This window comes from Micromonospora sp. SL1-18, from assembly GCF_047921505.1.
GTDB lineage: Bacteria > Actinomycetota > Actinomycetes > Mycobacteriales > Micromonosporaceae > Micromonospora.
In genome coordinates, this window is the sequence record NZ_JBLROA010000051.1 from 19009 (window position 1) to 44252 (window position 25244).

Below are 25244 nucleotides of genomic sequence, written 5' to 3' on the forward strand. Positions count from 1 at the left end.
AGTCGCAATGACGATCCGGCACACGCGACGGGTGTTCCTCTCCGCCGCCACGATGATGGCGGCCGCGTTGGCCGCCACCGCCTGTGGCAGCCCGCAGGACACCGCGTCCGGCGGCGGCGACGCCGCACCGGTAAAGGTCGGTCTGGTGTATTCCCAGTCCGGGCCGCTGGCCAGCTACGGCAAGCAGTACCTCGAGGGTTTCAAGGCCGGCCTCGACTATGCAACCAAGGGCACCGGAAAGGTCGGTGACCGGAAGATCGAGCTCACTGAGGTCGACGACGCGGGGGACCCGGCGAAGGCGGTCTCCGCGGCCAAGGACCAGATCGGCAAGGGCGCGAAGATCATCGCGGGCTCCACCGCCTCCGGCGTGGCCCTGCAGGTCGCCCCGATCGCCGCGCAGAATAAGGCGCTGTTCATCTCCGGGCCGGCCGCCACCGACGCGGTGACCGGGGCGAACAAGTACACGTTCCGCTCGGGTCGGCAGTCCTACCAGGACGTGGTGACGGCCAAGTCCTTCATCGGCGACGCCGCCGGCAAGAAGGTCGTCGTGTTCGCCCAGGACGGCGCGTTCGGTGACGCGAACGAGGCCGCCGTCAAGGCCGTGATCGGCGGGGCCGGCGCGACCGTGAGCAGCGTCCGGGCCCCGGCCAGCGCCACCGAGTTCACCCCGTTCGCCAGCCAGATCAAGGCCGCCAAGCCGGACCTGCTCTTCGTCGCCTGGGCCGGCACCACCGCCCCGGCCATGTGGCAGACCCTCGACCAGCAGGGCGTGCTCGCCTCCACCACGGTCGTCACCGGCCTCGACATCCGCGCCTCGTGGCCCACCTTCGGCGCGGCCGGCAGCAAGATCTCCTTCCTGTCGCACTACTTCGACGGGGCCAGCGACACCGAGGCGGCCAAGGCGCTGAAGGCCAAGGTCGGCACCATCGACCTGTTCCACCCGGACGGTTTCACCGCCGCCCAGATGGTCGTCCGCGCCGTGCAGGAGGGCGGCGACGACGTCGACAAGATGGTCAAGGCGCTCGAGGGCTGGCAGTTCGACAGCGTCAAGGGCCAGATGAGCATCCGCGCCGAGGACCACGCGCTGCTCCAGCCGATGTACCAGGCCAAGCTCACCGGCAGCGGCACCGAATACACGGCGACCGCACAGAAGACCCTGACCGGCGACGAGACCACGCCACCGGTTACCCAGATGAAGGGCTGACCGGTGCTCGTCACCCACGGTCTGACCTGGCGGATCGGTGAGGTCGCCATTGTCGACAGCGTCCACCTCGACCTCGAGCCCGGCGAGTTCCTCGGCGTGATCGGGCCGAACGGCGCCGGCAAGACCTCCCTGTTCAACCTGATCACCGGCCTGCGCCGACCCACCGAGGGGCGAGTCCTGCTGGACGGGAAGGACATCACCGCCCTTCCGCCGCACCGGCGGGCCCGCCTCGGGCTGGGACGTACCTTCCAGGCGTCCTCGGTGTTCGGCTCGCTGACGGTGCGGGAGAACGTCCGGCTCGCCGTACAGGCACACCGGGGTGGCTCGATGAAGCTGTGGCGGCGGGCGGCGGCCGACCGGGAGGTGGCCGCCGCCGCCGACGCGGCGCTCGACCGGGTCGGCCTCGCCCACCGGGGTACGGCGCTCGCCGGCACCCTGGCGCACGGCGAGAAGCGCAAACTGGAGATCGCCCTGCTGCTCGCCGGGGAACCCCGGGTGATGCTGCTGGACGAGCCGATGGCCGGGGTCAGCGCCGAGGACGTGCCCGAACTGGTCGCCGTCATCAAGTCGTTGACCGGCGACAGCAGCCGGTCGGTGCTCATGGTGGAGCACCACATGGACGTGATCCTGGAACTGGCCGACCGGATCGCCGTGATGCACCACGGGGCGCTGCTGGCCTGCGACACCCCGGACACGGTGATGGCCAACGCCACGGTGCAGGAGGCGTACCTGGGGGAGGCCCTCTGATGATGGAACCCGTCCTCAGCGTGGAGAACCTGTCCGTGCGGATCGCCGGGCTGCACATCCTCCAGGGAGTGTCGTTCGAGGTCGCGCCGACCGGGGTGACCGTGCTGCTCGGCCGCAACGGCGTCGGCAAGACCACCACGTTGCGGGCCGTCGTCGGCCTGACACCCCGCAACGGCGAGGCGCGCGGCACCGTCCGGATGGGCGCGCGCAGCCTGCTCGCCCGCCCCACCCACCGGCTGGTCCGCGACGGCCTCGGCTACGTGCCGGAGGACCGCTGCGTCTTCGCCGGCCTCACCGTCGCGGAGAACCTGCGCCTCGCCGAACGGCGGGGCACGACCCCGGCGTACGACAAGGTCTATTCGCTCTTTCCGGAGCTGGACCGGCGCGGACGGCAACGGGCCGGCTCGCTCTCCGGCGGGCAGCAGCAGATGCTCGCGATCGGCCGGGTGCTGCTCAACGACAACCGGCTGCTGCTGGTCGACGAGCCGACCAAGGGGTTGGCGCCGAAGGTGGTGACCGAAGTGGCCGAGGTGCTGGAACGGGTCGCGGAATCCGTGCCGGTGCTGCTGGTCGAGCAGAACCTCGCCGTGGTACGGCGGCTGGCGCGTGACGCCGTGGTGCTCTCCGCGGGCAAGGTGGCGTGGACGGGGAACGCGCAGGAACTGCTGCTGGAGACCGCGCTGACCAAGTCGCTGCTGGGTGTCGGTTCGGGCGAGGTGCACGCGTGAGCACAGTGGTCCTGTTGGCGCTGACCGGGCTCGGCCTGGCGGCGCTCTACTTCCTGGTCGCCTCCGGCCTCTCCCTGGTCTTCGGCCTGGCCGACGTGCTCAACTTCGCGCACGGCCTGTTCCTCGGCGTCGGGGCGTACGCGACCTGGTGGGCGGCCGACAACCTGCCCGGGGCCGGCTCCGCCGGGTTCGGGTTCGTGGTGGCGGTCGCCTTCGGCGTGCTCGCCGGGGCCCTCGTCGCGGTGCTGGTCGAGTTGGTGCTGATCCGGCCGCTCTACTCCCGCACCATCGAGCAGGTGCTGGTCACCGTCGGCCTGTCGCTGGCCGGAGTGGCACTGCTCCAGGCCACCTGGGGTGCCGACCCGCGCCCGTTCCCGCGTCCCGCGTGGACCCGCGAGGTGACCTCCGTGCTCGGCGCGAACGTGCCGAACGCCGGGCTGCTGCTGATCATCGCCGCCGTGCTGGTGCTCGGCGGGCTGCTCGCGTTCCTCCGCTTCACGAGGTACGGCCTGATCATCCGGGCCGGCGTGGAGAACCGGGAGATGGTCACCGCGCTCGGCATCGACGTGCGCAAGGCGTTCACCCTGGTCTTCGCGATCGGCGGGGCGGCCGCCGCGCTGGCCGGCGCGCTCGGCGGGGTCTACTTCGGCAACGTCTCGCCCGGACAGGGCGGCTCGCTGCTGATCTTCGCGTTCATCGTGGTGGTGATCGGCGGGATGGGCTCGGTGGTCGGGTCCGCGTACGCGGCGGTCGCAGTGGCGCTGCTGCAACAGTTCGTCAACTACTACGCCGTGCAGTATTCCGAGAACCTCTCGGGCGCCGGTGACATCTGTGTGGTGGCGCTGCTGGCCGTGGTGCTGCTGCTGCGTCCGCAGGGCCTGGCCGGAAAGGTGGCAACGGCATGACCGAGGTCAAGAGTCCCGAGGTGCCGGCACCGCCCGCGGCGGTGCCCGACGAGCTCACGCCGGGGCACGCCCGCTGGCACGGGCTGCGCCCGTACACGCCGCTGGCCGCCCTGGCCGTGGCGGCGATCGTGCCGTACTCGACGCTGAACCTGCCGGGCATCTTCGAGGGGCCGCTGAACTCGCCGGGCACCCTGCAACTGCTCGCCGTCTGCCTGGTCTTCGGCGGTCTGGCGGCCGGCTACGACCTGCTCTTCGGGCGGACCGGGATGCTCTCCTTCGGGCACGCCCTCTACTTCGCCGCCGGTGTCTACGGCACCGACGTGCTGATCACCAAGGCCGGGCTGCCACTGTGGCAGGCGGGGCTGCTCACGATCGTCGGCGGGACCATCCTGGCGGCGCTGCTCGGCGCGGTCGCGTTGCGTACCGTCGGGATCGCGTTCGCCATGGTGACCCTCGCCTTTGCCCAGGTCGGGGCGATCCTGGTGGCCAGGAACTTCGGCGGGCTCACCGGCGGCGAGGAGGGGCTGCCGCTGGACGTGTCCGGGCTGCCGGCGTCGCTGATCGGGGTGGCCAACACGGCCAACCTGTACTGGCTCGCGCTGGCGTACCTGGCCCTGGTGGTCTTCGTGATGCACCGGGTGAGCGGCTCGCCGACCGGGCGGGTACTGGCCGGGCTGCGCGACGACGAGCGGCGGGTCGGGGTGCTCGGGCTCGACCCGTACCGGTTCAAGCTGGTCGCGTTCACCCTGGCCGGTGGCCTGGCGACCACCGGCGGGGTGGTCTACTGCCTGATCGTCGGCGGCGCGTCTCCGCACATCACCTCGTCCGAGCTGACCCTGTCGCTGCTGGTCATGGTGGTGCTCGGTGGTCCGGGGACGCGCTGGGGTCCGGTGCTCGGCGGCATCCTCTACATGTACCTGGACCACCGGCTGACCGCCTTCGGCACCGGCGACGCGGTGAACAGCCTCCCGGCGTTCCTCAGCCAGCCGCTGTCCCAGCCCCTCTTCGTCCTCGGCACGGTCTTCATCCTGGCCGTCTACTTCTTCCCCGGCGGCCTGGCCAGCCTCAGATCCCGCCTGCACCCCCTCCTGTCCGCCCTCCCCCGCCGCCGCCCCCTCTCGCCCCGTTGATCAAGGACATTGCGTCAGAATTCCGCGCCGCCGGCTACGACACCTGGGGCGGCGACCCCCCCCGTGTGGTCGCCGCCCCTACGTGTCGTCGGTCAGCCGTTCAGCAGTTCGTACGCCGATGCGGGCGCCTTCTGCACCTGGTCCCCGGTCGGCGCGCTCAGCTTCGGCGCCTTGCCGAAGTCGTAGTACCGGACGACGAGCTTGGTGGCCTTCTGCTTCCCGCCGGCGGGAATGTCCAGCGTCAGCGAGGTGAGGTTGCCGTCCGCTCCGACCACCGCGGTGAACGGCACCTTCTTGGCGGCCTCGCCGAGCGCCGCGATGTCCACCCCGTCCACCGCATTGGCCACGTCCTGACCTCTGGTCAGGTCGGCGGACCCGGCGTAGGTGCCGTCGCCCTTGTCCTCGACCGTGTCCGCGGTACGGATGATCGCGGCGGTGTTGCCCGGGTCGGTGCCCTCGTACACCGGAGCATCCGTCGGATCGTCGAGCTTGGCCCGGTCCAGCGCCATCCAGCGCTTCGGCAGCTTCATCATCTCGTGCAGCCCGGCGATGCCCTCGAGCTTGACCCGCAGCCAGCTCTGGTCGTCGATCATCCGGAACGTCATGTTCATGGTGAACTTGGGATCTTCGTTCTTCTGCGTCAGGCCGAGCTCCATCGCGTGTGCGGCCGGGTCCACCACGCCGACGAGCTTGTCCGTGCCGTCAACGGTGGAGAAGCGGAAGCCCGGGTCGTCCTCGTTCGGCACGGCGGCCAGCAGGACGGCCTTCGGGTCGACGGACGGGGACGCCGCAGGGGTGGATCCGGTGCCGTTGGCGGAGGTGCCGTTGATGATCCCGCACCCCGCCGACAGGGCGGTGGCGGCCAGCACGGCCGTCGCGATACCCGCGACCCGCCGGATCGTCGCGGCGGTGCCGATACGCTGCGTCATTTCGTTGACTCACTTTCCCAGGGGCTGTTGCCGTGAGGATCCTGGCAGCTCCTACTGCCGTTCCGCTGCCGATATGCTGCCGTCCGACTGCCGCCGGCCGCCGCCGGCGGACTGGCGGTGGGTAGGAGCGGAAACTCGCATGTCAGAGGCGTTGCGCTTCGAGATCCTCGGTCCGCAGCGGGCATGGTACGCCGACCGTCCACTCGGCCTCGGCGCCGGCAAGCAGCGGGCAGTGCTCGCCGTGCTGCTGCTCTCCGCCGGCCGTCCGGTGCCGATCGGGCAGATCATCGAGGCGGTCTGGCCGGGTGAGCCGCCCGCCAACGGCCCCAACGTCGTGCAGAAGTACGCCGCCGGCCTACGCCGGGTGCTGGAACCCGAGCGTTCCCGCGTACGCCGGGGCGGGTGCTGACCCTCACCGACGCCGGGTACCTGCTGCGGATCCCGCCGGAGGCGGTGGACGCGGTCCGCTTCGAACGCGGGCTGCACCAGCGCATCCTGCGCGCCGACCGGGTCCACCGGGTTGCCGCGCTGGGCGAGTCACCTGGTGACCGTGGCCGGTGTGGCGGTGGCGCTCTGCTCGCTCGGTGTGCTCACCTGGTTGGTGGTGCTCCTCTACGCCGTCCGTCGGGGCCGTGGCTGGCTCTTCGCGGCAGCCGGCGGCTACCTCACCGCGGTGCTCCTGTTCGTGGCGGGCATGGAGACCATGGATGCCGAAGGCAACGGGGTGTTGTCCGACATCGGGCTCCTCGCTCTCGGTGTGGCTTGGCTCGGCGGTGCCGGGCACCTGGTCATGCTCAACCCGACCGTCGCCGGAGCGTTCCGGAGCCGGGCGGACCGCCGGGCGCCGCTCGCCACCGACCAACGGGTACGCCGTGAGCAGGCCCGTTACCTGCTCCACCACTTCCCGGCGGCCCGAGAGCAACTGCACATCGGCCGACCCGACCTGCCTCGTACCTTCGACGACGGCGGCCTGGTCGACATCAACGCGGTGGGGGAGCAAGCGCTCGCCGCCCTGCCCGGAATGACCGGCGCGCAGGCCCGGCAGTTGGCGATGGACCGGTGGCTGCATGGCCCGTTCGGCTCGATGGAGGAGTTGGCCGCCCGGTGCATACTTCCGCCGGCCCTCACCGACTCCCTCCGCGACCTGCTCGTTTTCCTTCCACCCCTCCCGGAGCACCCGCCGACCGGCGGGACACCAGCGGCGCTGGTAGAAATGCCGGATGAGCCAGGATCGGGTGGCCGTACGGGAACGGGCCGAGGCGGTGCTGCGGCGGCTGGCGGGTGAGCACGCCCGGCTCCGCGAGGACCAGTGGCGGGCCATCGAGGCGCTGGTGGTGGACCGGCGGCGGGTGCTCTGCGTACAGCGCACCGGCTGGGGCAAGTCGGCCGTCTACTTCGTGGCCACCGCGCTGCTGCGGGAGGGCGGGGACCAGGGCCCGACCGTGATCGTCTCGCCGCTGCTGGCGTTGATGCGTAACCAGGTCGAGTCGGCCGCCCGCGCCGGCATCCGGGCCCGGACCATCAACTCGGCCAACCTCGACGAGTGGGACGAGATCACCGCCGAGATCCACGCCGGGGCGGTGGACGTGCTGCTGATCAGCCCGGAACGCCTCAACAACCCGGACTTCCGCGACGGCGTGCTGCCGAAGCTGGCCGCCACCACCGGGCTGCTGGTGGTGGACGAGGCGCACTGCGTCTCCGACTGGGGGCACGACTTCCGGCCGGACTACCGCCGGCTGCGTACCTTCCTCGCCGACCTGCCCGAGCGGACCCCGGTGCTCGCCACCACCGCCACCGCCAACGCCCGGGTCACCCAGGATGTCGCCGAGCAACTCGGCGACGCACTCGTGCTGCGGGGGACCCTCGACCGGGAGTCGCTGCGGTTGGGCGTACTCGATCTGTCGAGCCCGGCCCACCGGCTGGCCTGGCTCGCCGACCACCTGGACCGGCTGCCCGGCTCCGGGATCATCTACACGCTGACCGTCGCGGCGGCCGGCGAGACGGCGGAGTTCCTGCGGGCGCGGGGCTGGCAGGTGGCCGCGTACACCGGGCAGGCCGAGGACGCGGACCGCCGTGCCGCCGAGCAGGACCTGCTGGACAACAAGATCAAGGCGTTGGTGGCCACCAGCGCGCTCGGCATGGGCTTCGACAAGCCCGACCTCGGCTTCGTGGTGCACCTGGGCGCACCGTCCTCACCGATCGCCTACTACCAGCAGGTCGGCCGGGCCGGCCGGGCGGTCGAGCACGCCGAGGTGCTGCTGCTGCCCGGCGTCGAGGACGCCGCGATCTGGCGGTACTTCGCCTCGCTCGCCTTCCCGCCCGAGGAGCAGGTCCGGGCGGTGCTCGCCGCCCTGCACACCGACCGGCCGATCTCCACCCAGGCCCTCGAACCGGTCGTCGACCTGCGCCGGGCCCGGCTGGAACTGATGCTCAAGGTGCTCGACGTGGACGGCGCGGTCCGCCGGGTGCGCGGCGGCTGGCTCGCCACCGGCGAGCCCTGGGTCTATGACGAGGCCCGGTTGCGGCGCGTCGCCCAGGCGCGCACCGCCGAGCAGCAGGCCATGCGCGAGTACGCGAGCACACCCGGCTGCCGGATGCGCTACCTGCGCGAATGCCTGGACGACGCCGGGGCGGGCGACTGCGGCCGCTGCGACAACTGCGCTGGGCCGCTGTTCACCCCCGACGTCTCCGGCACGGCGCTCACCGCCGCGCAGACCTTCCTCGGCCGCCCCGGCCTGGAGATCGCGCCCAAGAAGCTCTGGCCGACCGGCCTGGAGGCGGTGGGCGTACCCCTCAAGGGGCGCATCTCCCCGGCGGAGCAGGCACTGTCGGGGCGGGCCGTGGGGCGGCTGTCCGACCTGGGCTGGGGTGGGCGGCTGCGCGGCCTGGTCGGCCCGGACGCGGCCGACGCCCCGGTCCCCGACGACGTCGCGGCGGCGGTGGTCGAGGTGCTGAAGGCGTGGGCGCACGGCGACGACCCGTGGCCCCGCCGCCCGGTCGGCGTGGTCGCCGTCGCCTCCCGCACCCGCCCGACGCTGGTCGGCACGCTCGCCGAGCGGATCGCCACCGTGGGCCGCCTGCCGCTGCTCGGCCGGGTCGTCCCGACCGGACCGTCCGGGACCGCCGGGCCGCGCGGCAACAGCGCCCAGCGGGTACGCGCGCTGCACGACGCCTTCGCCGTGCCGGACGACCTGGCCGAAGCCCTGGCCGGGCTGGCCGGGCCGGTGCTGCTCGTCGACGACCTGGTCGACTCCGGCTGGACCATGACGATGGTGGCCCGGCTACTGCGCCGGGCCGGCGCCCCGGAGGTGCTCCCGTTGAGCCTCGCCGTCGCCGGGTGAACCGTCGGGTTCAGCTGGGGGAAAGTTCCCGGGCCGGCCGGATTGCGAGCGCCGCCACCGTCACCGACGGTCAGCCGAGCGGCACCGCACCTGGCGGTACGGTGGGCCCATGACCGAGCAGCGACCCGTCACCCAGACGTACGCCGTCACCGGGATGACCTGCGAGCACTGCGTACGGGCGGTCACCGAGGAACTGTCCGCCCTGCCCGGCGTCGACGAGGTCCGGGTCGACCTGGCCGCCGGCACGGCCACGGTCACCAGCACCGAGCCGCTGCCGATCGAAGCCGTCCGCGCCGCCGTTGACGAGGCGGGTTACGAGCTGGCCACCGGCGTTGCCTGAGTCGCCAGCCGTCAGCGTGTCACCGGCCGACCTGCCGGCCACCGACCTGCGTACCCCGGGGGCGGAGCCGACCGGGGTGGACCGGGGCACGCTCCGGCTCGCCCTGGTGGTCGGCGGGCTGGTGCTCGCCGTGCTGTTCGGCTTCGGCCTCGGCCGGCTGAACCCGCCGCCGACCACCGCGTCCGGCGCCGTCCCGGCGACCGCCGCCCACACCCACCCGCCGGGCACAGGTGCCCACTCGCACGACGGGGCCACCGCCACGCAGGCCGGGGATGCGGACGCCGTCGGCCTCTCGATCAGCTCGGGCGGTTACACGCTCGCCCCGTCGGCCGTGGAGTTCCCGGTCGGCCGGGCCGGTGCGCTGCGATTCCAGATCCGGGACGAGCGGCGTCGGCCGGTAACCCGCTTCGCCGTCGTGCACGAGAAGCCGATGCACCTCATCGTGGTGCGCCGCGACCTCACCGGCTACCAGCACCTGCACCCGACGATGGCGGCCGACGGGACCTGGTCGGTGCCGCTCACCCTGCCCGAGGCGGGCGTCTGGCGGGCGTACGCCGACTTCACCGCCGTCGCCGACGACGGCCGGCAGACCGCAGTCACGCTCGGCGTGGACCTGGCCGCGCCCGGCGGGTACGCGCCCCGCCCGCTGCCCGGGGCGGCCACCTCGACCACCGTCGACGGGTTCACCGTCGGCTACGAGGGCACGCCGAAGGCGGGGGAGACGCTTCCGGTGCGCTTCTCGATCCGCTCCGGCGGCAGCCCCGCGGCGCTGGAGCCCTACCTCGGCGCGTACGGCCACCTGGTCGCGCTGCGCGAGGGGGACCTCGGCTACCTGCACGTGCACCCTGGGCCGCAGGCCGAACCGGGCACCGTGACGTTCTGGATGACCCCGCCGGGGCCCGGGCGCTACCGGATGTTCCTGGATTTCCAGGTGGCCGGCGTGGTGCGTACCGCCGAGTTCACCGTGGCGGTGGGCTGAGCGGGTCAGCCGGCTCGGCGGACCGGCCGGCGGGCCAGGTAGCGGAGCAGGTCGCGGATGTGGTGCTTCTCCTCGGCGGGGACGCTCGGATCAGCCAGCCGTTCCAGGATCACTCGGACATCCGCCTCCACCGGGGTCTCCTCCCCACGGCGACGGGGGATCGGGTCGGCGTCGGGCAGGCCGAGCGCGCGGAAGGCGGCTGTCACCGGCAGGTCGAGCGCGGCGCAGAAGCCGCGTACCTTGGCCAGCTCGGGGTAGTCCTGCCAGTCGCCGGCCAGCCAGCGGAACACTGTGGAGCGACCCACCCGGGTGTGCGCGGCCAGATCGGTCACCGTCCAGCCGCGCTCCTCACGGGCGTCGTCGATGGCCCGCCGCACAAAGCGCGCGAAGGCCATCTGCGGCGAAACCTCTGCCATGGCCTCGGGGCGTTTCCTCTCCGGACTGGCACACTGGACGGTGCGCCTACGAGGGTAGTACGGCCGTAGGCGGAAGTAACTGACTGATCTGTGGGGGCCCGTGGGCGTCAGGCCGGCGACGACCCGGACAGCAGCGCCGCCAACCGGGGGGTGACCTCCCACTGGCCGACCAGTTCCTGGTACTCCGCCCGCTGGTCGTCCGTCGGCTCGTGCCCCGTCCGCCGGGCCCGGATCAGCAGGTTGCGCGGGGTGTGCCGGGAGTCGACGAACTCCACCACCTCGGCGCGGTACCCGTGCAGCCGGAGCAGGCCGGCCCGCAGCGCGTCGGTCAGCACGTCGGCGAACCGTTCGCGCAGGATGCCCTGCCGGGTGAGCAGCCCGTACGGCTCCGGTGCCGGCCGGGACCGCAGCTGGGCCGCCACGTCGTGGTGGCAGCAGGGGGCGGCGAGGATCCAGCGGGCGCCCCACCGGACGGCCCGGGCCAGCGCCTCGTCGGTGGCGGTGTCGCAGGCGTGCAGCGCCAGCACCAGGTCGGGGGCCGGCTCGACCGCCGCGTCGGCGATGGTGCCGGCCACGAACCGGACCCGGTCGGCCCAGCCGAGCCGCTCGGCCAGTTCGGTGTTGCGCCGGCGCTGGTCCTCGCGGACGTCCACCCCGACCAGCTCCACGTCCAGCCCGCGCTGCGCCAGGTACCGGTACGCGGCGAAGGTCAGGTACGCGTTGCCGCAGCCCAGGTCGACCACGCGCAGCGGGCCGGTCAGGTCGTCCGGCAGGGTGGCTGCCAGCGCGCGCAGGAACGCGTCCACCTGGCGGCGCTTGGCGGCCGAGCCGCCGATCTCGGCGAAGATCGGATCGCCCGGGTCGAGCAGGTAGTCCTTGACCCGGTCGTGGCCGCTCGGCTCGGGCGCCGGGCGGCTCGCCGCCGCCCGGTGCACCTGCGCCTCACCCGACTTGGTCACCCGCAGCTGCAGCGTCGTGTCGGCCGTCTCCACGTGCCAGTTGCCGAACGGCTCGGCGAGCAGCGCGTCGACAGCCGCGCCGGCCTCCGTGCCCGGGGCCACGTTCCGGGTGTGGGGCCGGGCGCCATCGGAGGTGGCGATCTGCAGCCGGGGGCCGGTCTTGAGGGTGACCGGGCGCAGTTCGGCGCGGACCACCGAGGGGCGCTGGCCGCGACGCCGGCCGGCGGCGACCGCGCGGGTCAGGGCGGGGTCGAGCAGCAGCGCCCGCACCTCGGTGAGGGCAGCGTCCAGCGGTTCCGGCATGGCCCATCTTCCTTGTCGTCGACGGCCGTGATCATGAGGTTTTGGCCCTCCACCCCGGCGTGTCGCGGCAACAACTTCATGGCCGACGCGGCTGGCCGGATGGGGCGGGCAGGGACAGCGGGGACAGGCGGCGGCCCCTGGACCGGGGTCCCGGGGCCGCCATCCGTCGCTGTCAGTCGGCGGTCGCCTCGGCCGGCGTACCCGTGCCCGAACCACCGCCACCACGGCGGCGCCGGCGGCGGCGCGGCTTGGCCGGGGCCTCGCCCTCGGCCGCGGTTGCCGCAGCCGGCTCGGCCCCGCCCTCGGTGGAGATCACCGCGCTGAGCTCGCCGGCGACCACCTCGCCACCCCGGCGGCGCCGCCGGCGGCGCGGGGTGCGGGTGCCCTCCTCGGCGGCCTCGGCGCCCGTGCCGCCCTCGGCGGGCGTCGCGCCGGCGTCGCCCCCGCGACCCCGGCGGCGCTCGCGGCTGCGGCCCTCACCGCGGCGCGAGCCGCGGTCGCCGCGGTCGCCGCGCCGCGACCGGCCCCCGCCGAGGTCCTCCTCGGCCTCCGCCGACAGCCCGGCGCGGGTGCGCTCGGCCGTCGGCAGGGTGCCGGTGACGTCGCTGGAGATGTCCAGGTCGGTGTAGAGGTGCGCGGAGGTGTGGTACGTCTCCGGCGGCTCGGGCATGTCGAGCCCGAGGGTCTTGTCGATGATCCGCCAGCGCGGCACGTCGTCCCAGTCGACGAAGGTCACCGCGACCCCGGTCGCCCCGGCCCGGCCGGTACGACCGATCCGGTGGGTGTAGGTGTCCTGGTCCTCGGGGCAGTCGTAGTTGATGACGTGAGTGACGCCCGTGACGTCGATGCCCCGGGCGGCCACGTCGGTGGCGACCAGCGTGTCGATCTTGCCGGACCGGAACGCCCGCAGCGCCCGCTCCCGGGCACCCTGCCCCAGATCACCGTGAACGGCGGCCACCGCGAAGCCGCGGAAGTCGAGGTCCTCGGCGACCCGGTCGGCGGCCCGCTTGGTACGGGTGAAGATCATGGTCAGGCCCCGCCCCTCCGCCTGGAGGATCCGCGCCACGATCTCGATCTTGTTGAGCGAGTGGGTGCGGTAGGCCAGCTGCCGGGTCTGCGGGTTCGGGCCGGTCTCGGCCGTGTGCCCGGCGTGAATGGTGATCGGGTGGCGCAGGAAGCGCCGGGACAGCGCGACGATCGGGTCCGGCATGGTCGCCGAGAAGAGCATGGTCTGCCGGTCCTCCGGCAGCATCGCCAGGATCTTCTCGACGTCGTCCAGGAAGCCCAGGTCGAGCATCCGGTCGGCCTCGTCGAGCACCAGCGCGTGCACCCGGTCGAGCCGCAGGTGCTTCTGCTTGGCCAGGTCCAGCAGCCGGCCCGGGGTGCCGACCAGGATCTCGACGCCCTTGCGCAGCGCCTCGACCTGCGGCTCGTACGCCACTCCGCCGTAGATCGGCAGCACCCGGACGCCCCGGGTACGGCCGGCGGTGTCCAGGTCCTTGGCGACCTGTAGGCCAAGCTCACGGGTGGGTACGACGACCAGCGCCTGGGGCAGGCCGTCGCCACCCTCGGACGGGGCGAACACCCGCTCCAGCAGTGGGATGCCGAAGCCGAGGGTCTTGCCGGTGCCGGTGGGCGCCTGGCCGATCAGGTCGACGCCGCGCAGCGCGATCGGCAGCGCGTACTCCTGGATCGCGAACGCGTGGGTGATGCCGGCGACCGCGAGCGCCTCGACGGTCTCCTGACGCGCGCCGAGCGCGGCGAATGTGGGGGCCTCCGGACGGACCGGAGCGGTGGGGGCCAGCGACTGGCCTTGAGTCTGCTCACTCATATGGATTTGGGGGTGCCCTCTCGTGGTGCGCCCCTCATGTCCTCAGGGCGCGATCGGTATGGCGCGGGCCACACGGTCGGGGGCGGTACGCCGAGCCGGACCGGGCCGCACGCGCGCCGGGGGCCGGCGTTGATCAGCTCAGCTGAAGAATCGGTGCCCACGGCAACTGTGTCATCCTACCTGAACCGCCCCTGGGTCGTCCTGATTCCGCTGCTGGGCCCCCATCCGGGACGTCGCCGTGTGACCTGGGCCACATGTCGTCGGGGCGACCCGGGGTGGTGGCCGGGCGACGCTTACGACCACTCCGGCTCGGCGTCTCTGATGCCACGCTCGGCTATCCCGAAGCCTGCCAGGCTGCGCGCCGCGCAACCCGGAGCAGCCGTCGAGTTCGCCGCCGCCGAGATGCGTGCGGCCATCGAGGCCAACCCCTGGGTGGCCAAATCCGGCTCCGCAGGTGGGCCCAGCGGCTCGCCGGGGAGGCGGTCTCCCAGACCGGCCGGCTCCCAGAACCGGCCGGGTGGCCGCGGCGGACCCGGGGGCGCGCTCACCCGCGCTGATCGCGCGCCGGGGCGGCGCGGACGCGTCGGCGTTGTTCCGGCGGCTCGCCGACGCGCACGCCGCGCGGATGACGGCCGCGGGCTGAACGACTGAGGCCCGGCACCGCTGCGGCGGGCTGAACGACTGAGGTCCGGCGCCGCCGCGGCGGGTAGCTCCCGCCACGGCGACCCGGCGGGAATCAGCGGACGGTGAACCCGACCGCGCGGGGTGCGGCCTCCGCGATCTCGACGTAGGCGACCTTGGTGACCGGCACGACGACCCGCCGGCCCTTCTCGTCGGTCAGGGAGAGGGTCCCCTCGCCCTTGGCGATGGCGTCGGTCACGATCCGCTCGACCTCGGCCGGCGACTGCCCGCTCTCCAGGACCAGCTCCCGCGGCGCGTACTGCACGCCGATCTTGACCTCCACAGTGCCTCCTCAACTGGGGCGAAAGTGCCGCCGTGAGAAGGCTATCCGATCTGCCGGGCCGATGGTCAGGCTGACTCACCTTGCAGCGGGAAGCTGGCGATGCCCCGCCAGGAGAGGGCGGCGACCAGCGCCTCGGCCTCCGCCTTGGGCACCTGCCGGCCGCTGGCCAGCCAGAACTGGGCGGCCGCCTCGGCCGCACCGACCAGGCCGGAGGCGAGCAGCTCGGCGTGCGCCCGGCTCACGCCGGTGTCCGAGATGATGGTGTCGGTGATCGCCGCGACCGCGCCCTGCTCGACCCGCTCCACCCGTTGCCGTACGGCCGGGTCGTTGCGCAGGTCCGACTCGAAGACCAGCCGGAACGCCTCGCTCTCGTGGTCGACGAAATCGAAGTACGCGCGCACCGAGGCGCTGACCCGCTCCTTGTTGTCGTTGGTGCCGCGCATCGCGTCGTGCACCTTCGCCACGATCGCGTCGCAGTGCGTGTCCAGCAGCGCCAGGTAGAGCTCCATCTTGCCGGGGAAGTGCTGGTAGAGCACCGGCTTGGAGACTCCCGCCCGCTCGGCGATGTCGTCCATCGCGGCGGCGTGGTAGCCCTGCGCGACGAACACTTCCTGGGCGGCGGCGAGCAGTTGCTTGCGCCGCGCCGAGCGCGGCAGGCGGGTGGGCCGGCCGGCGGTCTGTGCACCGTTCCCCACGGCGGTCATGGGAGCCTCCGAGTTTGATCGTACGAGCCGGCACTTATCACCCGAACCGGTCGGGGTCGTGAACCCGTCGCGGAATTGGCCCGCCGCTGTAACTTATCGCCACTGTCCCCACACGGTAGCCTCAGCGGGGGCGACCAAGGAGCGCGCGGTGACTGATTCAGGGCAACCCGGAGCCGCCACCCCGGGAGAGCACGGCGACGGGACGGGTCAGCAGGATGACCTGGCCCACGCTGGCAACGGGTGGGCGCCCCCGACGACCGGCTGGGCCCGGAGCCCGGAGGCTCCCGGCGGCTGGTCCCGCCCCGATGCCACCACCGGCTGGGGCACCGCGTCGTCCCGACACGGCGACCTGCCGGCCCCGTTGCCCGGGCTGCCCGCCGAGGATCCGTCGGGCCGGGTCAACGGCCGCCACCTCAACGGCGTGCCGCACGCTGGGGAGGAGTCGCCCGTGACCCGCCAGTCGCCGGTGAGTGCCCCGCCGCTGGACGAGCCGCGCCGCGAGACCGACGGCGACCGGCTGGTCGTACCGGCCCAGCGGCCGACTCCGGCGATGGAGCAGCCGTCGGCCGAGGCGGAGCCCGGCCCGGCCCGGCCCCCGTCGGACGACCTGCCGGCGGGCCGCGCCTGGGCGGAGGGCAACGTCCCGTCGTCCGCACCGCCGGCCCTGCAGGTGCCGCCGGCCGGCGCCGCCGCCTCCGGTTTCGAGATGCCGCCCGGCCTGCACGCCCCGACCGCCGAGCCGCCGCCGTCGTTGTCCCAGGGGTGGGCCGATCGGGCGCCTGCGGAGTCGCCGTCGTTGTCTCAGGGCTGGGCCGATCGAACGCCTGCGGAGTCGCCGGCGGAGTCGCCGTCGTTGGCTCAGGGGTGGGCCGACCGATCCGCGTCGCCGGCGCCCACCGGGCCGGTCGCCGAGCGGGACGCGGGTCCGGTGGCGGAGCATCGCGGCAACCCCGAGGAGCCGCGCGCGGCGTCAGCCGACGACCGGCGCGCCGGGCCACCGGGCGAGCGCGGGCCGGCGCCGGCCGAGGAGCCGGACCGGTCCGGCGCGAGCTGGAGCCCGCCGAGCTGGGGCGGTGGCTGGGCCCCCCGCTGGGCCGGCGAGGACGAGCCGACCGGACGACGCGCCGACGAGGACGAGCCCACCGGACGACGCGCCGGCGAAGACGAATCCGCCGGACGACGGGCGGGCGAGGACGAGCCCGTCGGGCGACCCGCCGGCGAAGACCAGCCCGTCGGGCGACGGCCGCACGAGGACGAGCCGACGGGCCGCCGCGCGGAGCGCGCCGCCGAGTGGGCACCGGAGCAAGCGCGGTCGTACGAGGCGTCCCGGGCCGAGGCCGAGCCCAACCCGGCGTACGAGCCGCCGGCGCGGGAGATCCGCGAGCGGCCCGCCTGGGCCGGGCCGCCCGTGCCGGTGACCCCCTTCAGCGCGCCGCCGCACCCCGCCCCGACCAGTGCCCCGCCGGTCCCTCGCGAGGCACCAGCCGGCGGGCGCCCCACCGGGTACGGCCCGGCGGCCACCGGCTACGGCGCGGCGACGGACGCCCGGCGGGACGAGGACGACTTGCCGTTCCGGCCGAGGGCCGTGGCCGACGAGCCACCCGCCGAGGCGCCCGGGCTGCCGCCGACCCCCGCCGGTCCCGCCGCCACGGCGGCCCGCCTCGACCGCGCCCCCGCCACCCCGACGAGCGCACCTCCCTACGTGGCCCGCCGGGCGGCGCCCGAGTCGCTGTCACCGGCCGAGCCGGTTGCCCAAGCCCGGCCGGCGGAACCCGCGCCGGCGGTGCTGCCACAGCGCGTCCCCGCCGAGCCGGACGTGCCCGTCGTGCCGGAGCCGCCCGCCGTGGAACCGCCCGCCGAGACCCCGGAACTCGCCCGCATCGCCACCCACCTGCGCCGCGACGACGAGCCGGCGCCGCTGCGCGAGCGGCCCGAGGGCTTCGACGTCAACGCCATCCTCGACGCCGTCCGTGAGGTCGCCGGCGTTCGGGACGCGGCCCTGCGCCGTACCCCGGCCGGGGCGCACAGCCTCCGGCTCGACCTCGCCGACGGCGCCGATCCGGCCGAGGTGAGCCGGGTGGTGGCCCGGCTGCTCCAGGAACGGATGGGGCTGGCCGCCGCCCCGCAGAACCTGCCCGGCGCCCCGGCCATCCCGCCGCCCCCGGTCCGCCAACGGCCGGCGCAGCCGCGGGCCGAGCGCCCTGGCGAGCCGCACGCGGCACCGGACCGAGCAGGTGCCGCGCGGCCGGCCACGGGCCGGGCCACGGAAAATTGGGCCGGGGAGGGCCGCCTCGGTGCGCCCGAGGCGCGGACCGGCCGGCTCGCCGAGGCACCGGACGGGACGGAGCCGGCTGGCGAGCCGCCACGCCGGCGCCGGCAGGCCGCGGTCCACCGGGGCCGGGCGGCCGTGGAGGAGTCCTCGCTCGCCGCCGCCCCGGCCACGGTCGGCACGTCGTACTCCGGTGGGCAGCTGACCACGACGGAGAGCGCGCCCTCCCGGCCGCTGCACACCGGCGGCGTGCCGGGGCCCCGGGTGGTGCTTGAGCACGTCCAGGTGAGCACCTTCGGGCTCGACGCCACCGTGGAGGTACGCCTGATCGCCGGCGACCGGCCGGCGGAGGGCCACGCCACCGGGCCGGCGGTCGACGGGTACGTGCTGCGGCTCTGTGCGGTGGCCGCCGCGGCGGCGGTGGACGAGCTGCTCGGCTGGCTGGCCCCGAACGGGGAACGGGGGCGATGTTTCGTCGAGCACGCCGCCGTGGTGCCGTTCGGCAACTGCGAGGTGGCCACTGTGGTGGTGCTGCTGGTGTGCGACGGCTGGGTCGAGCAGCTGGCCGGCTCTGCCCTGGTCGCCGGCGATCCCCGGCAGGCGGTCGTCCGGGCGGCCCTGGCCGCGGTGAACCGCCGGTTGGAGGCGCTGCTCACCTGAGCAGAGCGCATGCCGGTGCCGGGTGGCCGTGACACGGGGAGACTGGAGCCATGAAGCGTGCCGCCCTCTGGCCGGAACACGTCCTGCCCGCGCACCAACTCCCACCGCCGTGGCCCGGCCGGGAGGTACGCCTCGACGGCACGGTGACGTACGTGCGGGACACCCCCGCCACCGCCCCCGACGCCGAGCCTGCGCTCTACGTGCACGGCCTCGGCGGCTCCTCGCAGAACTGGACGGACCTGGCCGGCCTGCTCGCCGACCGGTTGGCCGGCCAGGCGATCGACCTGCCCGGCTTCGGCCGCAGCGAGCCCGGCCGGCGGTACACCGTCCCGGCCTTCGCCGACCGGGTGATCCGCTTCATCGAGCACGGCGACCGGGGCCCGGTGCATCTGTTCGGCAACTCGCTGGGCGGGGCGATCTCGGTACGCGTGGCGGCGCTGCGGCCGGATCTGGTGCGGACGCTGACCCTGATCTCTCCGGCGCTGCCGTTCCTGGACTTCCGCCGCTCGTTGCAGGGGCGGATGCTGCCGCTGCTGGCGATCCCCCGCGGGGAGCGGCTGGCCGCCCGGCGGCTGGCGCAGCTCGCCCCCGAGGTGGCGGCCCAGCAGGTGATGGAGGCGTGCATCGCCGACCTGACCCGGATCAGCGAGCAGCGCCGGCGGGAGGCGATCGAGGAGATCCGGGTCCGCTACGAGGCCGCCCACTACGCCGCCGCGTACGTCCGGACCTTCCGCGGCCTGGTCTCCAGCTTTCTGCGGTCGTACCTGCCGGGCTCGGGTTCACTGTGGCGACTGGCAGCGGCGGTGCGCGCGCCCACGCTGGTGGTGGGGGGACGGCAGGACCGGCTGGTCGACGTCCGGGTGGCGCCGCAGGCCGCCCGGGTGATCCCGGACAGCCGCCTGCTGATGCTCGACGGGGTGGGTCACGTGGCCCAGTTGGAGGTGCCGCGCACCGTGGCGCGCGCGGTGCTGGCATTGCTCGCCGAGGCGCGGGACGGCGGGCTCTCGGACCTGCCGGAGAGCTCGCTGGCCGGATCGGAGGCGAGCGTGCCCGGTCGCCACATGGCAGGCTGAGCTGGATGCCCCGTTTCGTCCACCCGCCGCGCGCCGCTGCCCGGCCCGCTCCCGCCCGAAACGGTCGTCCGGCCGGTCGCCGCGGGCAACCGGTGATCGTGGTGTTCGCGTTCCTGGTCGTCGCCGGGGCCGCCATCCCGGTGGCGGTGCAGCGGCCGTCGGCCATCGCGGGGATGCTGACCGCCGACGACACGACGGTGCAACCGCCGGCACGGTCGAGCGCCCCGCCGACGCCGTCGTCCACCCCGCTGGCGCCGTCGTCCGCTCCGCCGGCCTCGTCCGCCCCGGCGAGCCCGTCGCCGGTGCCGAGCACCGGCACGCCCGCGCCGGTGCTGAGCCTGCCCGGCCCGGTGCCGGCCCACGGCCGGGGCAGCTTCGCGTACGACGCCCGGCCGGGCGGGGTGCTCGGCCGGGCAGGGGTGCTGCGCCGTTTCCGGGTGGCGGTGGAGGACGGCTCCGGTGAGGACGTCGAGGCCTTCGGCGATGCCGTGCAGCGGGCGCTGGCCGGGCCGGGGAGCTGGGTGGACGGCGGCCGGTTGCGGTTGCAGCGGGTCGCCCCGGGCAGCCGGTACGACTTCACGATCTATCTGGCCACCCGGGACACGGCCGGCCGGTTGTGTCTGGGCGGCGGGGTCGACATCCGTAAGGACGACGTGCCGTACACGTCCTGCCGGGTGCCCCGCGAGGTGGTCATCAACCTGGACCGCTGGCGGTCCTCGGCGCCGCACCTGGTCGCGGCGGAGTTGCCGCTGGACACGTACCGGAGCTACGTGATCAACCACGAGGTCGGCCACCAGTTGGGGCACCACCACGAGGGGTGCCCCGGGGCGGGGAAGCCGGCGCCGGTGATGCAGCAGCAGACCCTCTTCCTCGACGGCTGTCGGCCGAACCCGTGGCCGTACCTCGACGGCAGGCGGTATACCGGCCTTTCGAGGCGAAAGACCTGATCCTGGCGATGAGGAGTATTTCGCTGGAGAGGCGGTAAAAGAGACTAAATGCCCGAATTGCATGGCACGCTGGTGTCATGACGCCGTCGTCCCCTTCCGACCCGCCTGTCGAGCCCGCCCGTCCGTCGACCGGGGAAGGTCGCCCGGTCCGGCTCGACTTCGACCGCCCGCCGACCCACCCCGGCACCGCCCCGCCGACCCACCCCGACAGCGCCCCGCCGGTCCGCGACGGGCTGCGCCGGATGCGCCGCCGCCGTCGCCGTACCGTCCTGCTCCTGGTCGCGCTGCTGGCGGCGGTGGGCGGCGTGACCGGCCTGACCGACCTGGTCCACGTGCCCACCGGCCCGTCGTCGGTGGCGGCGGGCGACCCGCTGGCGCACGGCGTCGGCGCCGGTCCGCGGGTACGGCCCAGCGGGTACCCGACCGAGGGCTCCGGGCACTTCTCCACCGCCGACAGCCGCTCGCCGGTACGCGGGCACAACGGCCCGCTGCGCCGTTACCGGATCGAGGTCGAACGGGACACCGGGCAGGACGCGGACGAGTTCGCCGCCACGGTCGACGCGGTGCTCGCCGACCCGCGGAGCTGGATCGCCTCCGGCGAGCTGCGGGTGCAGCGGGTGACCGAGGCGGCTGCCGCCGACTTCACCATCTACCTGGCCACCCCGGTCACCTCGGAGCGGATGTGCGCCGAGGGAGGCCTGACCACCGAGCGGTTCACCTCCTGCCGGCTGCCCGGCAAGGTGATCATCAACCTGGCGCGCTGGATGGACGCGGTGCCGGACTACGGCGCCCCGCTGGACGTCTACCGGACGTACGTGATCAACCACGAGGTCGGGCACGAGTTCGGCGAGCTGCACCAGGCCTGCCCGGGGCCGGGCGAGCCGGCGCCGGTGATGCAGCAGCAGACGTACGGGCTGGACGGCTGCGTCGCGAACGCCTGGCCCTACCGCGACGGAGTTCGCTACGAGGGGGAGTTGACCGACGGCCTCTGAGTCGGCGCGGCCCTTATTCCCGCTCCCGAATATCGGACGACGTGTCGCTCATCATGGCCGATCCCTACGCCGCGAGTGACAATTGCGCGGTCCCACCGCCGATCCCGGGGAGTCCACCGTGTCGTTGCCCCCGCTCGTCGAGCCCGCCGCCGAGCTGACCGTAGACGAGGTCCGTCGCTACTCGCGCCACCTGATCATCCCCGACGTCGGGGTAACGGGGCAGAAGCGGCTGAAGAACGCCCGGGTGCTCTGCGTGGGTGCCGGCGGTCTCGGCTCGCCGGCCCTGCTCTACCTCGCCGCCGCCGGCGTCGGCACCCTGGGCATCATCGACTTCGACACCGTCGACGAGTCCAACCTCCAGCGCCAGGTCATCCACGGCGTCTCCGACGTGGGCCGGCCCAAGGCCGAGTCGGCCGCCGCGTCGATCCGCGAGATCAACCCACTGGTCCAGGTCCAGATCCACAACACCGCGCTGGACCGGGACAACATCCGGGAGATCTTCTCCCAGTACGACCTGATCGTCGACGGCACCGACAACTTCGCCACCCGCTACCTGGTCAACGACGCGGCGGTGCTGCTCGGCAAGCCGTACGTCTGGGGCTCGATCTACCGGTTCGACGGCCAGGCGTCGGTGTTCTGGGCCGAGCACGGCCCCTGCTACCGCTGCCTCTACCCGGAGCCGCCGCCGCCCGGCATGGTGCCGTCGTGCGCCGAGGGCGGCGTGCTGGGCGTGCTCTGCGCGTCCATCGGCTCGATCCAGGTCAACGAGGCGATCAAGCTGCTCACCGGCATCGGCGAGCCGCTGGTCGGCCGGCTGATGGTCTACGACGCCCTGGAGATGAGCTATCGCAAGATCAAGGTCCGTAAGGACCCGAACTGCGCGCTCTGCGGCGAGAACCCCACGCTCACCGACCTGCTGGAGGACTACGAGGACTTCTGCGGCGCGGTCTCCGTGGAGGCACAGGAGGCGGTGGTCGACGCGACCATCACCGCGCTGGAGCTCAAGGAGTGGCAGGACGCCGGCAAGGACATCTTCCTGGTCGACGTCCGTGAGCCCGCCGAGTACGAGATCGTCCGGATCCCCGGCGCGACGCTCATCCCCAAGGGCGAGATCATCTCCGGCGAGGCGCTCGCGAAGCTGCCGCAGGACCGGCAGATCGTGCTGCACTGCAAGTCCGGCGTCCGGTCCGCCGAGGCGCTCGCCGCGCTGAAGGCGGCCGGCTTCTCCGACGCCGTGCACGTCCAGGGTGGCGTGCTCTCCTGGATCAAGCAGATCGACCCGTCGCTGCCCGCGTACTGAGTCGTCGCCGAAGGGCCCTCCTGCTGTGGCGGGAGGGCCTTCGCGTACCGCCGGTGAGCCGGGCCATTCCTGACCGAGCTACCGAGGCGGGCGCACCTTCCCGCAGGTAGCTTCTCCGTCGTGGTCGATCTGGACGCCGCTATCGGCTTCGTCGTGGCACACGGGGACGCGGTGGACCGCGCCCGTCTCTCCCGGCTGCGTATTGGTGCCCCGGCACCGGCCGACCTGCTCGACGCGGCGGAGGTCGGGCAGGTGCCCGGCGGCGGCTGGCCCGCCATGCTCGACGGTGACGTGGCCTCGATCGACGCCACCTGCTTCCGCCTGGCCGAGCTGGACGACCTCGGGGCGCTGAGTCGTCCGGCCGCCCGGCGCGCTCTGGACTGGCTGGCCACCTCGCAACTGTCCGACGGCGGCTGGGACGAAGACCCGTCGCTGGCCGGGTTCGCCCCCGAGTGGGCCACCCCGGGCGACCCGGAGGCCCGGCTCTACCTGACCGCCAATGCCGGATTCTGGCTGACCGTGGCCGGGCTGGACGCCCGCGCCGGCGGGCCGCTCGACCACCGAGTCGGCGGGGCGTACGCCGGGGTGGTGCAGGCGGCGGCGCAGGCGCTCGCCGCGCAGCTCGCCCTGGACGGGAGCTGGCCGTCCTTCCTGCCCGCCGGCTGGCTGGCCGCAGCCGTGCTGCACCGCCAGCAGATGTACTACGAGTCAGCCCAGATCCAGGCGGTGCTGGCCGACCGGATCCCGGGGCTGTCCCCGGCCGACGTCGCCTGGCTCGCCGCCACGCTGTGCCGGGTCGAGGTGGGCGAGGAACAGTGGCTGCTGGCCTCGGCGCGCAAGCGGCTCGCCGAGACCCAGCGCAGCGACGGCGGCTGGGACAGCGACGACGGCCACCAGTTCGACGTGCACACCACCCTGCGCGCCATCCGGGCCTGCCGTCCGGTCGCGCCCGAGGCCTCGGTGTCCGGCACGTTCGTGCCGCCGGCCGCCCCGCCGAACCCGCCGGCCCCGCCGCAGCGCACGGCCCCGCCGCTGGCCGTCTCGCCGCCGGCCGTCTCGCCGCCGGCCGTCTCGGCGCCGGCCGTCTCGCCGCCCGCGGCTTGATCGACCCGGGTTGCGGTGAATCGGGGCATCCCGGCGGCGGGACACCACCACCTGCCGCAATCCGTGAGCCCAACCCCCGGCGAGGCGGCCCGGCCCGCGAGGCGACCGCCGGCGGGGGCGGCGGTCAGCGCAGGTGGCCGTCGCCGGTGACGACGTACTTGGTGCTGGTCAGCTCGGGCAGCCCCATCGGGCCGCGGGCGTGCAGCTTCTGCGTGGAGATGCCGATCTCGGCGCCGAAGCCGAACTCGCCGCCGTCGGTGAATCGGGTCGAGGCGTTCACCATCACCGCCGCGGCGTCCACCCGGGCCACGAACTCCCGGGCCGCCGACTGGGAGTCCGTGACGATGGCCTCGGTGTGTCCCGTGCCGTACTGCCGGATGTGCGCCACCGCCGCGTCGAGCGACTCGACGACGGCGACCGAGATGTCGGCGGAGAGGTACTCGGTGGCGAAGTCCTCCTCGGTGGCGGCGACGACCGCCGGCGAGTGCCCGGCCACCCGGGCGTCGCCGTGCACGGTCACCCCGGCGTCGGCGAAGGCGGCCAGCACCGCCGGCAGGAAGGCGTCCGCGACGTCCGCGTGGACCAGCAGCGACTCGGTCGTGTTGCAGGTCGAGAGGCGCTGAGTCTTGGCGTTCAGCGCGATCGCCACGGCCTTGGCGACGTCGGCGGCGGCGTCCACGTAGACGTGGCAGTTGCCCACCCCGGTCTCGATCACCGGCACGGTCGACTCCTCGACCACGGTCCGGATCAGCGACGCGCCGCCGCGCGGGATCAGCACGTCGACCAGCCCCCGGGCCCGCATCAGCTCCTTCACCGAGTCCCGCGAGGTGGCGTCGAGGAGCTGCACCGCGTCCGCCGGCAGGCCGGCCCCGGCCATCGCGTCCCGCAGCACGGCGACCAGGGCTGCGTTGGACTGCGCCGCCGAGGAGGAGCCGCGCAGCAGCGCCGCGTTGCCGGACTTCAGGCAGATCCCGGCCGCGTCCACGGTCACGTTCGGCCGGGCCTCGTAGATGATTCCGACCACCCCGAACGGCACCCGCACCTGCCGCAACTCCAGCCCGTTCGGCAGGGTCGAGCCGCGGACCACCTCGCCGACCGGGTCGGGCAGCGCGGCCATCTGGCGCAGCGCCTCGGCGATGCCGCCCACCCGGCCCGCGTCGAGCGCCAGCCGGTCCAGCACCGCCGAGGTCAGCCCGGCCGCGCGCCCGGCCGCCAGGTCCGTCGCGTTCGCGACCAGGATCTCCGGGGTACGCGCCACCAGCGCGTCGGCCATCGCGTGCAGCGCGGCGTCCTTGGCCGTACGCGGGGCGACCGCGAGAGTCTCCGCCGCGTCCCGTGCCCGCCGGGCCTGCTCGACGACGCTCATCCTGTACTCCTCAGGTGTTAGGAGGGGCCCCTTGTTAACGCGAGGCGTTAACA

The 25244-nt window shown here is 74.0% G+C and carries 22 protein-coding genes and 1 pseudogene; 16 read left to right on the plus strand and 7 right to left on the minus strand.

Going from position 1 to position 25244, the window contains the following annotated elements:
* Nucleotides 1-7: 7 nt before the first annotated feature.
* From ACNAW0_RS22005 to ACNAW0_RS22025, 5 genes are read left to right on the plus strand one after another with little or no spacing between them, the layout of a single operon-like run.
* A complete protein-coding gene (locus ACNAW0_RS22005) occupies nucleotides 8-1204 on the plus strand; it encodes a substrate-binding domain-containing protein (protein ID WP_416289842.1) in 1197 nt (398 codons plus the stop codon).
* Between the two features lie 3 nt (nucleotides 1205-1207).
* The gene (locus tag ACNAW0_RS22010) at nucleotides 1208-1951 is read left to right on the plus strand and encodes an ABC transporter ATP-binding protein (protein WP_416289843.1); all 744 of its coding nucleotides are present in this window, start codon (nucleotides 1208-1210) and stop codon (nucleotides 1949-1951) included.
* Nucleotides 1951-2679 carry an ABC transporter ATP-binding protein gene (locus tag ACNAW0_RS22015; protein ID WP_416289844.1) on the plus strand — a complete coding sequence of 243 codons (729 nt, stop codon included), beginning with the start codon at nucleotides 1951-1953 and terminating at the stop codon, nucleotides 2677-2679. The genes ACNAW0_RS22010 and ACNAW0_RS22015 overlap by 1 nt, the downstream gene beginning before the upstream one ends.
* Nucleotides 2676-3584 (plus strand): branched-chain amino acid ABC transporter permease, encoded by a 909-nt coding sequence (locus ACNAW0_RS22020; RefSeq protein WP_416289845.1) that lies wholly within the window; start codon nucleotides 2676-2678, stop codon nucleotides 3582-3584. The genes ACNAW0_RS22015 and ACNAW0_RS22020 overlap by 4 nt, the downstream gene beginning before the upstream one ends.
* Complete coding sequence (locus ACNAW0_RS22025) at nucleotides 3581-4714, plus strand: branched-chain amino acid ABC transporter permease (RefSeq protein ID WP_416289846.1); 1134 nt, start codon at nucleotides 3581-3583, stop codon at nucleotides 4712-4714. The genes ACNAW0_RS22020 and ACNAW0_RS22025 overlap by 4 nt, the downstream gene beginning before the upstream one ends.
* Nucleotides 4715-4806: 92 nt before the next feature.
* Here ACNAW0_RS22025 and ACNAW0_RS22030 read toward each other — a convergent pair whose 3' ends face one another.
* The gene (locus ACNAW0_RS22030; RefSeq protein ID WP_416289847.1) at nucleotides 4807-5643 is read right to left on the minus strand and encodes a hypothetical protein; all 837 of its coding nucleotides are present in this window, start codon (nucleotides 5641-5643) and stop codon (nucleotides 4807-4809) included.
* A gap of 139 nt (nucleotides 5644-5782) precedes the next feature.
* On the opposite strand from ACNAW0_RS22030, the gene ACNAW0_RS22035 reads away from it, so the two are divergent.
* From ACNAW0_RS22035 to ACNAW0_RS22055, 5 genes are all read left to right on the plus strand, one after another.
* Nucleotides 5783-6052, plus strand: coding sequence for an AfsR/SARP family transcriptional regulator (locus tag ACNAW0_RS22035; RefSeq protein WP_416289848.1), 270 nt, complete (start codon nucleotides 5783-5785; stop codon nucleotides 6050-6052).
* A gap of 135 nt (nucleotides 6053-6187) precedes the next feature.
* On the plus strand, nucleotides 6188-6928 hold the full coding sequence (locus tag ACNAW0_RS22040) for a ComEA family DNA-binding protein (protein WP_416289849.1): 741 nt from the start codon (nucleotides 6188-6190) through the stop codon (nucleotides 6926-6928).
* Nucleotides 6864-8984, plus strand: a complete 2121-nt coding sequence (locus ACNAW0_RS22045; RefSeq protein WP_416289850.1) for a RecQ family ATP-dependent DNA helicase — start codon at nucleotides 6864-6866, stop codon at nucleotides 8982-8984. Before ACNAW0_RS22040 ends, ACNAW0_RS22045 begins: the two co-directional genes overlap by 65 nt.
* Before the next feature lie 109 nt (nucleotides 8985-9093).
* Nucleotides 9094-9324 (plus strand): heavy-metal-associated domain-containing protein, encoded by a 231-nt coding sequence (locus ACNAW0_RS22050; RefSeq protein ID WP_416289851.1) that lies wholly within the window; start codon nucleotides 9094-9096, stop codon nucleotides 9322-9324.
* Entirely contained in the window at nucleotides 9317-10303 is a 987-nt protein-coding gene (locus ACNAW0_RS22055) for a hypothetical protein (protein ID WP_416289852.1), read from the plus strand. Before ACNAW0_RS22050 ends, ACNAW0_RS22055 begins: the two co-directional genes overlap by 8 nt.
* Before the next feature lie 5 nt (nucleotides 10304-10308).
* Here the strand turns inward: ACNAW0_RS22055 and ACNAW0_RS22060 are convergent, their stop codons facing one another.
* The 5 genes from ACNAW0_RS22060 to ACNAW0_RS22080 all read right to left on the minus strand — a co-directional run bounded on the left by ACNAW0_RS22060 (nucleotide 10309) and on the right by ACNAW0_RS22080 (nucleotide 15480).
* Nucleotides 10309-10698, minus strand: a complete 390-nt coding sequence (locus ACNAW0_RS22060; protein WP_416289853.1) for a helix-turn-helix domain-containing protein — start codon at nucleotides 10696-10698, stop codon at nucleotides 10309-10311.
* Between the two features lie 128 nt (nucleotides 10699-10826).
* Nucleotides 10827-11981: a class I SAM-dependent methyltransferase gene (locus tag ACNAW0_RS22065; protein ID WP_416289854.1), complete on the minus strand. Its 1155-nt coding sequence runs from the start codon at nucleotides 11979-11981 to the stop codon at nucleotides 10827-10829.
* 172 nt (nucleotides 11982-12153) lie between these two features.
* Complete coding sequence (locus ACNAW0_RS22070; protein ID WP_416289855.1) at nucleotides 12154-13812, minus strand: DEAD/DEAH box helicase; 1659 nt, start codon at nucleotides 13810-13812, stop codon at nucleotides 12154-12156.
* A 736-nt stretch (nucleotides 13813-14548) separates the two neighbouring features.
* The gene (locus tag ACNAW0_RS22075; protein WP_089005166.1) at nucleotides 14549-14776 is read right to left on the minus strand and encodes a DUF3107 domain-containing protein; all 228 of its coding nucleotides are present in this window, start codon (nucleotides 14774-14776) and stop codon (nucleotides 14549-14551) included.
* 65 nt (nucleotides 14777-14841) lie between these two features.
* Nucleotides 14842-15480 carry a TetR/AcrR family transcriptional regulator gene (locus ACNAW0_RS22080; protein ID WP_416289856.1) on the minus strand — a complete coding sequence of 213 codons (639 nt, stop codon included), beginning with the start codon at nucleotides 15478-15480 and terminating at the stop codon, nucleotides 14842-14844.
* 853 nt (nucleotides 15481-16333) lie between these two features.
* On the opposite strand from ACNAW0_RS22080, the gene ACNAW0_RS22085 reads away from it, so the two are divergent.
* From ACNAW0_RS22085 to ACNAW0_RS22110, 6 genes and pseudogenes are all read left to right on the plus strand, one after another.
* Complete coding sequence (locus tag ACNAW0_RS22085; protein ID WP_416289862.1) at nucleotides 16334-18409, plus strand: hypothetical protein; 2076 nt, start codon at nucleotides 16334-16336, stop codon at nucleotides 18407-18409.
* A 50-nt stretch (nucleotides 18410-18459) separates the two neighbouring features.
* Nucleotides 18460-19482, plus strand: coding sequence for an alpha/beta fold hydrolase (locus ACNAW0_RS22090; protein ID WP_416289857.1), 1023 nt, complete (start codon nucleotides 18460-18462; stop codon nucleotides 19480-19482).
* A gap of 5 nt (nucleotides 19483-19487) precedes the next feature.
* The gene (locus ACNAW0_RS22095; RefSeq protein ID WP_416289858.1) at nucleotides 19488-20429 is read left to right on the plus strand and encodes a DUF3152 domain-containing protein; all 942 of its coding nucleotides are present in this window, start codon (nucleotides 19488-19490) and stop codon (nucleotides 20427-20429) included.
* 242 nt (nucleotides 20430-20671) lie between these two features.
* Nucleotides 20672-21421 (plus strand): DUF3152 domain-containing protein, encoded by a 750-nt coding sequence (locus ACNAW0_RS22100; RefSeq protein WP_416289863.1) that lies wholly within the window; start codon nucleotides 20672-20674, stop codon nucleotides 21419-21421.
* 82 nt (nucleotides 21422-21503) lie between these two features.
* The gene (moeZ, locus tag ACNAW0_RS22105; protein ID WP_416289859.1) at nucleotides 21504-22721 is read left to right on the plus strand and encodes an adenylyltransferase/sulfurtransferase MoeZ; all 1218 of its coding nucleotides are present in this window, start codon (nucleotides 21504-21506) and stop codon (nucleotides 22719-22721) included.
* A gap of 69 nt (nucleotides 22722-22790) precedes the next feature.
* A pseudogene (locus ACNAW0_RS22110) lies at nucleotides 22791-23660 on the plus strand (hypothetical protein); the annotation flags it as partial.
* Between the two features lie 289 nt (nucleotides 23661-23949).
* Here the strand turns inward: ACNAW0_RS22110 and ACNAW0_RS22115 are convergent.
* Nucleotides 23950-25191 (minus strand): glutamate-5-semialdehyde dehydrogenase, encoded by a 1242-nt coding sequence (locus ACNAW0_RS22115; RefSeq protein WP_416289860.1) that lies wholly within the window; start codon nucleotides 25189-25191, stop codon nucleotides 23950-23952.
* Nucleotides 25192-25244 lie beyond the last annotated feature (53 nt).